This is a genomic window from Nocardia araoensis NBRC 100135 (genome assembly GCF_000308435.1).
In the GTDB taxonomy this organism is placed as follows: domain Bacteria; phylum Actinomycetota; class Actinomycetes; order Mycobacteriales; family Mycobacteriaceae; genus Nocardia; species Nocardia araoensis.
This window is the reverse complement of sequence record NZ_BAFR01000112.1, coordinates 22629-29562: the sequence shown is the minus strand read 5'-3', so window position 1 is coordinate 29562 and position 6934 is coordinate 22629. Positions and strand designations below refer to the sequence as shown.

Sequence of the window (6934 nt, the reverse complement as noted above, 5' to 3'; positions counted from 1 at the left end):
GGTGTTGACCTGCGCGATCGCTCGCGCCGGTGCGGGGAGGTGGCTGTGTGTCGGGTGGATGTGCCATTGTCGAAGGCGTTGTAACTGCATCCGGAGCAGTCGGCGGATGCGTTCGCGTCCCTGCTCAGTGGTGCAAAGCACCTCGGCGCGTACGCCTTCGGGTTCCTTCCGGGCTTGCGCGTGGAGTGCGAAACGGCTAGGCGCGCAAGTAGGAGAGGCACACCACCATGACGGCGGATCGATTGATCGCGGGACGGTACCGGCTCACGGATCCGATCGGCACCGGCGCCATGGGTGTGGTCTGGCGGGCCACCGATGTCCGGCTGCAGCGGACGGTCGCGGTCAAACAGGTGCTCCTCGGTCCGGGACTCACCGGATCGGCTGCGCTGGAAGCGAAACGGCGTGCCATGCGGGAGGGGCGGATCGCGGCGCGACTGCACCACCCGAACGCCATCACCGTGTTCGACGTGGCCGAGGAGGACGGCCAGCCCTGGCTGGTCATGGAGTACATGGACGCGCCGAGTCTGGCGACCAAGCTGTCGGGCGATCGCACGCTGCCGCCGCTCGAGGTCGCCCGGATCGGTGCGCAGGCGGCGAGCGCACTCGCCGCCGCGCACGACGCGGGGATCATGCACCGCGACGTGAAGCCGGCGAACCTGCTCGTCGCCGACGACGGCACGGTCAAGATCACCGATTTCGGTATTTCGCGCGCGGTCGGCGACGTGACGGTCACGGCCACCGGGTTTCTCGCCGGAACACCGGCCTACCTGTCGCCCGAGGTCGCGCGCGGCGAGGATCCGGAACCGGCTTCCGACGTCTTCGCCCTCGGATCGACGCTGTACGCGGCGGTGCAGGGCGCCCCGCCGTTCGGCGAGGGCGACAACCCGCTCGCCCTGCTGCACGCGGTGGCGCGGGGCGAGATCCCGGCGCCGGAGGCGGCGGGCGCGCTGGGGCCGGTGCTGATGTACCTGCTCGCACCGGCCGTCGCCGACCGCCCGACCATGCGGGAGGCGAAAGCGGTCCTCGAAGCCGTCGCGGCGGGGCGGGATGTGGAGCTGCCCGCATCGGTGACCAAGGTGATTCCCGCCCCCGCCGCCGCGACGACCGTGCTCCCGAACCAAGCCGCTGCCCTATCGCCGGAGCAGTCGGACGACACCGGTGTGACCGCGGTGGTACCGCCCGCCGTGGCGGGTCCGTTCGCGCCGCAATCGGTTACGCCACCGCCGGTGCCGAGGCGGGCCGGGTTGGCGGCGACGTTGCGGGGCGCCGTGAGCAGCCGCAGGCGCGGCCGACTGATCGCCGTGGAAGTCGCCGCGGTGATCGGGGTGCTGATCCTGGTCGGCGTCATCGCAATGCTGGCCGGAGTGGACGGCGAGGGCGGCGCCGCGCCGACGTCGCCGGTCGTGCCTCCGGCCGCCGAGGTGCCCGAGAACGCGCCGTCACCGGCCGACGCGACCGGAACCGAGCCGCGGCAGGCCCCGGCGCAAGCGCCCGCTCCAGCTCCGGCGCAAACCTCCGCCGCGTCGGCGACCGCGCCCACATCCGGGCCCGTGCCGGGGCCCGCGACGACATCAGCGGGTGCCCCGCTGCCCCCGCCCGCCCCGGGAACCACCCCGCCGGCGCAAACGACCCCCGCGCCGAGCACCACCGCGCCGCCCAGCACCACGCCGCAGCCCACGTCGAGCGCTGCCCCGACCACCACCGGCCCGGCCACCACCGCGACGACCACCCCTTCCGGTCCGCCGACGCCCGACCGGATCGCCTCGTTCATCCAGGGCTACTACGGCATGCTGCCGACCAACGTGTCCGGCGCCTGGACCCAGCTGGCCCCCGGATACCAGGCCAAGACCGGTTACGACTCCTACGTGAACTTCTGGGGCACGATTCGCTCGGTGAGCGTGGGCTCGGTGACGCAGAACGGTGCGAACCGGGCCGTCGTCGCGCTGACCTATACCTTGAAGAACGGCACGACGACCTCGGAGAACCGCTGGATCGAGGTCGTCGGCGACAGTGCCAAGTTGCAGATCGCCGCATCGGGTACCTAGGGGAGACCGAACCCATCCGGCGGTTGCCGGACCGGAAAGCTTGCCGCACAGCGGACGGAGCGCCGAGCGGCGCCCATGGCATGAACGAGATCGAGGAGAAGGACCGACACGTGACAGCGCGACTGGCTGGAGTGCTCTGGGACATGGACGGCACGCTGCTCGACTCGGAGAAGCTCTGGGATGTCGCGGTGCGGGAACTCGCGCGCGAGCACGGCCACGAGATGACCGATGCCATCCGGCACGCGCTGATCGGGGCGTCCGGCCCGAACGCGCTGCGGATCATGTTCACCGGCCTGGGCATCGAGCCCACGCCCGACTCGCTGCGGGCTGCGGGCGAGTTCCTGGAGCGGCGGGTGACCGAGTTGATGACCGGCCCCATCCCATGGCGGCCGGGTGCGAAGGACGCGCTCGCCATGGTGCGGGCGGCGGGGTTGGCCAGCGCGCTCGTCACCAATACCAAGCGGTCGCTCACGGAGTTCGGTCTCGACACGCTGGGGCGAGACTTCTTCGACGTCTCGGTCTGCGGCGACGAGGTGGCGCACGGCAAGCCGGAGCCGGATGTGTACCTGCGCGCCGCCGCGCTGCTGGGTCTCGACCCGGAACATTGTGTGGCGATCGAGGATTCGCCGACCGGAGCGCGGGCGGCGCAGGCCGCGGGCTGCGCCCTGCTGGTCGTCCCGTGCGAGATCCCCGTGCCGGACGCCCCAGGCCGGGTGTTCCGGGATTCGCTGCTCGGGCTGACCGTCGCGGATCTCGAACACGCTCTGCGCGTACGAACTTGAGCCGCCCGGGTGATCCCGGCACGCGGCATTCGCGCGCCGTGCATGCCGAGAGTTACTGTGCCGCAACGGGTGTGCGCGCAGATGATAGGTGTGACCGTGATCACCGGCAATCTCGCCGAATCCCGGGCGTGTCGGCGAGCGCTCCACCAAAATGACGCCATGGCAGCGTTGGGCGTCCTCGACGAGATCGTAGATACCGGACGGTATCCCCTGGCGGATCCGGAAGGCCCCGCGCTGCGGGAAGCGGTTCGGCGGGCCCGTGCGGAACTGGCCGACACCGGCTGCACCGTGCTGCGCGGCTTCATCCGCCCGGAACTGACCGAGACGCTGCGGGCGCAGGGGGAGCTGATGGCCCCGCACGCGCACTACGAGGTCGAGCGGGTCAACGCCTACAACATTCCGCTGAACGCCGACCTGCCGGAGGACCATCCGGGCCGGATCGTGCTCGAGCGGGGCAACGCCTTCGTGCCCCGTGACCGCATCCCCGCCGACGCGCTGATCCACCGGCTCTACACCGACGAGCTGTTCCAGCGATTCGTCGCCGACTGCTTCGGCCTGCCCGAGTTGCACGAGTTCGCCGATCCTCTTGCGGGACTGTGCCTCAACGTCGTGGCGCCGGGTATGTCGCATCCCTGGCATTTCGACACCAACGAATTCACCGTCTCGATGCTGACCCAGCCTGCCGAGGAGGGCGGCGTCTTCGAGTACTGCCCCAACATCCGCACACCCGAGGCGGAACATCTCGACGACGTCCGCGCCGTGCTCACCGGCGCCGGCGAGCGTTTCGTCCAACGGCTCGAACTGCGTCCGGGCGACCTGCAGCTGTTCCAGGGTCGCTTCTCGTTGCACCGCGTCTCACCCGTCGGCGGTGCGCGTCAGCGCCATTCGGCCATTTTCGCCTACACCGATCGTCCCGGGATGGTCGGCACGGTGGAGCGCACCCGGCAGTTGTTCGGCCGCGTGCTACCCGACCACCTAGCCGCCGCGGCCGACGCCGTCCGGGGCGATCGACTGCTCGACTGAGCCGAACGGCTCGACTGACCGAGCTCGACCCGAGAGGACCGACAGTGCCAGTGCCGTTAGACACCACCGGGAAAGCGTCTTTCGACGATATCTACGTCCGCCCCGATCCACGCGCCTACTACGCGCGCATGTCCGAACTGGACTACCGCATTCCGGAACTGGCGAAACCGTTCTTCCAGCAGCAGATCCGGGAATTCCGCGCCTCCGCCCGGGTCGCCGTGCCCACCGTGCTCGACCTCGGTTGCTCGTACGGCGTGAACGCCGCGCTGCTGCGCCTCGACACCACGATCGGCGAACTGGCCGAGCACTACGCCGCCGCCGACATCGATCGGGCCGCTCTGATCCGGCGCGACCGAGACCGCGTCGCGGCGCGTGCCGCGGCCGAGGACGTCCGCTTCCTCGGCATGGACGCCGCGCGCCCGGCCCTCGAGTACGCGCGGGAGGCCGGGCTCCTGCACGACGTGGTGCACGCCGATCTGGAGTCCGGCGAACCGACCGACGAGCAGCGCGCCCTGCTGGCGACCGCCGATCTGGTCGTCTCCACCGGCTGCGTCGGATACATCACCGAGAAAACCTTGAGCCGAGTGGCCACCGCGCACCCGCGCAGGCGGCCGTGGATGGCACACTTCGTACTGCGCATGTTCGACTTCGCACCGATCGAGGCGGAACTCGCCGCGCTCGGCTACCGGACCGAGCAGGCGCCGGGGTTGTACGAGCAACGCAGGTTCGCCTCCGCGGCCGAACAGGCGCAGGTGCTGAACACCCTGTCCGCCAACGGGATCGACACGACCGGCCGGGAAGACCAGGGCTGGCTGTATGCCAACCTGTACGTGTCCAGGCCGCTGCCGAAACATCACGCCGACACCGAGGACTCGCATTGACCGAACGCACCTTCGCCGCCGACGACCACCTACCCCGGGTGCCCCTGCCGACGCTGGAGGACAGCTGTGGCCGGTTCCTGCAGTGGTGTGAACCGCTGCTGACCGCCGACGAGATCGCCGCCACCAGGGCCGCGGTCGACGACCTGTTGCGACCCGACGGGCCCGGGCGCACGCTGCACGCGGCGCTCGCGGAGTACGACGCGACGCCCGGCGTCGGCAGCTGGCTCGACCTGTTCTGGCCGTCGCGGTACCTGGGCAGGCGGGACCGGATCGCCCTGAACGCGAACTTCTTCTTCCTGTTCCGGGACGACACCCCGCTCGCCGCTTCCACCGCAGTCACCCAGGTGGACCGGGCGGCAGGCGTCATCTCCGCCGCCGTCGACTACAAGCTGGCGCTGGACCGGGAGGCCGTCCCGCCGGTGACCCAGCGCGGACAGCAGCTGTCCATGTGGCAGAACAAGTACCTGTTCTCCGAGACCAGGATCCCCGGCGTGGAGCAGGACACGGTGCGCGTGCCCTACAGCGCGGAATGGCCGGGCCCCTCGCAGGCCCGGCACATCGTGGTGTTCTTCCACGGCAGCACGTTCCGGATGGACGTGATCGGCCCGGACGGCGCGCCGTATTCGCCGGAGGACCTCGCCGACGGGCTGCGCGCGGTGCTGAAGGCGGGCGCACGCCCGGCCCGCACCGACACCGCCGTCGGGCATCTCACCACCAAGGCCCGCGCGGAATGGGCGCAGAGCAGGCAGCGGCTGCTGGCCGAGCCCGCGAACGCCGCGGCGCTGGACACCATCGAGACCGCGCTGTTCGCCGTCTGCCTCGAGGACTTCGCCCCGCGCGACGAACTGCACGCCTGCGACGAGCTGTTGCACGGCGACAGCGCGAACCGGTGGTTCGACAAGTCGGTGTCCTTCATCGTCTTCGCCGACGGACAGGCGGGCATCAATGTCGAGCACTGCGGACTCGACGGCACCACCATCCTGTCGTTCGTGGACACACTGCTGGAAACCCCCGTGCAGGAACACGCCGCCCGCTCCGGCGCGCAGGCGCAGGGGCTGCCCGCGGTGGAGCCGGTCGAGTTCGTGCTGGACGAGGCGCAGCGCGGCGATATCGCCGCGGCGGCCGCCGACTTCGCCCAGTACGCCGCAGCCAACGCCACCCAAACGGTGTCGTTCCCGGACTTCGGCACCGCCCAGGCCAAGCAGCTGGGCATCTCGCCGGACGCGTTCGCGCAACTGAGTTATCAGCTGGCCCATCGACGCAGCAAAGGACTCACCGGCGCGACCTACGAGTCCATCGCGACCAGGCAGTACCGCAACGGCCGCACCGAGGCGATGCGGGTGGTGACCCCCGAGATGATCGCCTTCGTGGACGCGATGCAGGACCAGGACGCGAGCGCCGAGGCCCGGCTCGCCGCGGCGCGGACGGCCGCGTCCGCGCACGTGGAGCGGGCCAAGCAGTGCCAGGCCGGAGAGGCGCCCGAGCAGCACCTGTGGGAGCTGCAGTGGATCCAGCGCCGCCGCGGCGTGGAACTGGGCGTCACCGACCCGATCCCGCTCTACGACAGCCCCGGCTGGACGATCATGCGCGACGACTACCTGAGCACCAGCTCGGCGCCGTCGGTCAACATCCGCTACTTCGGTTTCGGCTCCACCAGCCCCCGGTGCATCGGCATCGCCTACGTCCTGCTGCCGGACCGCTGGAATCTCTACCTGGCCACCCCGAAGCCGGTCGCCGACCAGATGTACGCGTTCGCCGACCACCTCCGCACGGCGGTCGCCGACCTGCAGGCGCTGCTGGCCGGGAACTAGCCGCTTTCCGCCCGGTTCCTCCGCACCCGATCAGGGCGGAGGAACCGGGCGGTCGCCGTTACCGGCCATCGTGGGCCGGAGCAACAGGCCCGCATCCGGGTCTGAAACAATGGCTCATCGTGAAGAACTTCGAATCCCTGTTCGCCGAACTGCAGGATCGTGCGGTCAACCGCCCCGAGGGGTCCGGAACCGTTGCCGCGCTGGACGCAGGCGTGCACACCCAGGGTAAGAAGGTGCTCGAGGAGGCCGGCGAGGTGTGGCTGGCCGCCGAACACGAGAGCGACGAGTCGCTCGCCGAGGAGATCTCCCAGCTGCTGTATTGGGTGCAGGTGCTGATGGTGGGTCGCGGGCTGAAGCTCGAAGACGTGTACCGACATCTGTGACGGCCGTCC

At 70.4% G+C, this 6934-nt stretch carries 6 protein-coding genes; all 6 read left to right on the top strand.

Going from position 1 to position 6934, the window contains the following annotated elements:
* The first annotated feature begins 227 nt into the window (after positions 1–227).
* The 6 genes from ON21_RS14585 to ON21_RS14560 all read left to right on the top strand — a co-directional run bounded on the left by ON21_RS14585 (position 228) and on the right by ON21_RS14560 (position 6925).
* Positions 228–2045, top strand: a complete 1818-nt coding sequence (locus ON21_RS14585) for a serine/threonine-protein kinase (RefSeq protein ID WP_039798434.1) — start codon at positions 228–230, stop codon at positions 2043–2045.
* 110 nt (positions 2046–2155) lie between these two features.
* Positions 2156–2827, top strand: a complete 672-nt coding sequence (locus ON21_RS14580; RefSeq protein WP_373281130.1) for an HAD family hydrolase — start codon at positions 2156–2158, stop codon at positions 2825–2827.
* A gap of 159 nt (positions 2828–2986) precedes the next feature.
* A complete protein-coding gene (locus ON21_RS14575; protein WP_039798443.1) occupies positions 2987–3850 on the top strand; it encodes a HalD/BesD family halogenase in 864 nt (287 codons plus the stop codon).
* A 44-nt stretch (positions 3851–3894) separates the two neighbouring features.
* Positions 3895–4731 carry a class I SAM-dependent methyltransferase gene (locus ON21_RS14570; RefSeq protein WP_174372167.1) on the top strand — a complete coding sequence of 279 codons (837 nt, stop codon included), beginning with the start codon at positions 3895–3897 and terminating at the stop codon, positions 4729–4731.
* Positions 4728–6542, top strand: a complete 1815-nt coding sequence (locus ON21_RS14565) for a choline/carnitine O-acyltransferase (protein WP_039798431.1) — start codon at positions 4728–4730, stop codon at positions 6540–6542. The genes ON21_RS14570 and ON21_RS14565 overlap by 4 nt, the downstream gene beginning before the upstream one ends.
* A 101-nt stretch (positions 6543–6643) precedes the next feature.
* Positions 6644–6925: a phosphoribosyl-ATP diphosphatase gene (locus ON21_RS14560; RefSeq protein WP_174315390.1), complete on the top strand. Its 282-nt coding sequence runs from the start codon at positions 6644–6646 to the stop codon at positions 6923–6925.
* The last annotated feature ends 9 nt before the right edge of the window (positions 6926–6934 follow it).

Coding starts and splice junctions, on each gene's coding strand:
- ON21_RS14585 (WP_039798434.1), top strand. CDS start 228: ATGACGGCGGATCGATTGATCGCGGGACGGTACCGGCTCACGGATCCG.
- ON21_RS14575 (WP_039798443.1), top strand. CDS start 2,987: ATGGCAGCGTTGGGCGTCCTCGACGAGATCGTAGATACCGGACGGTAT.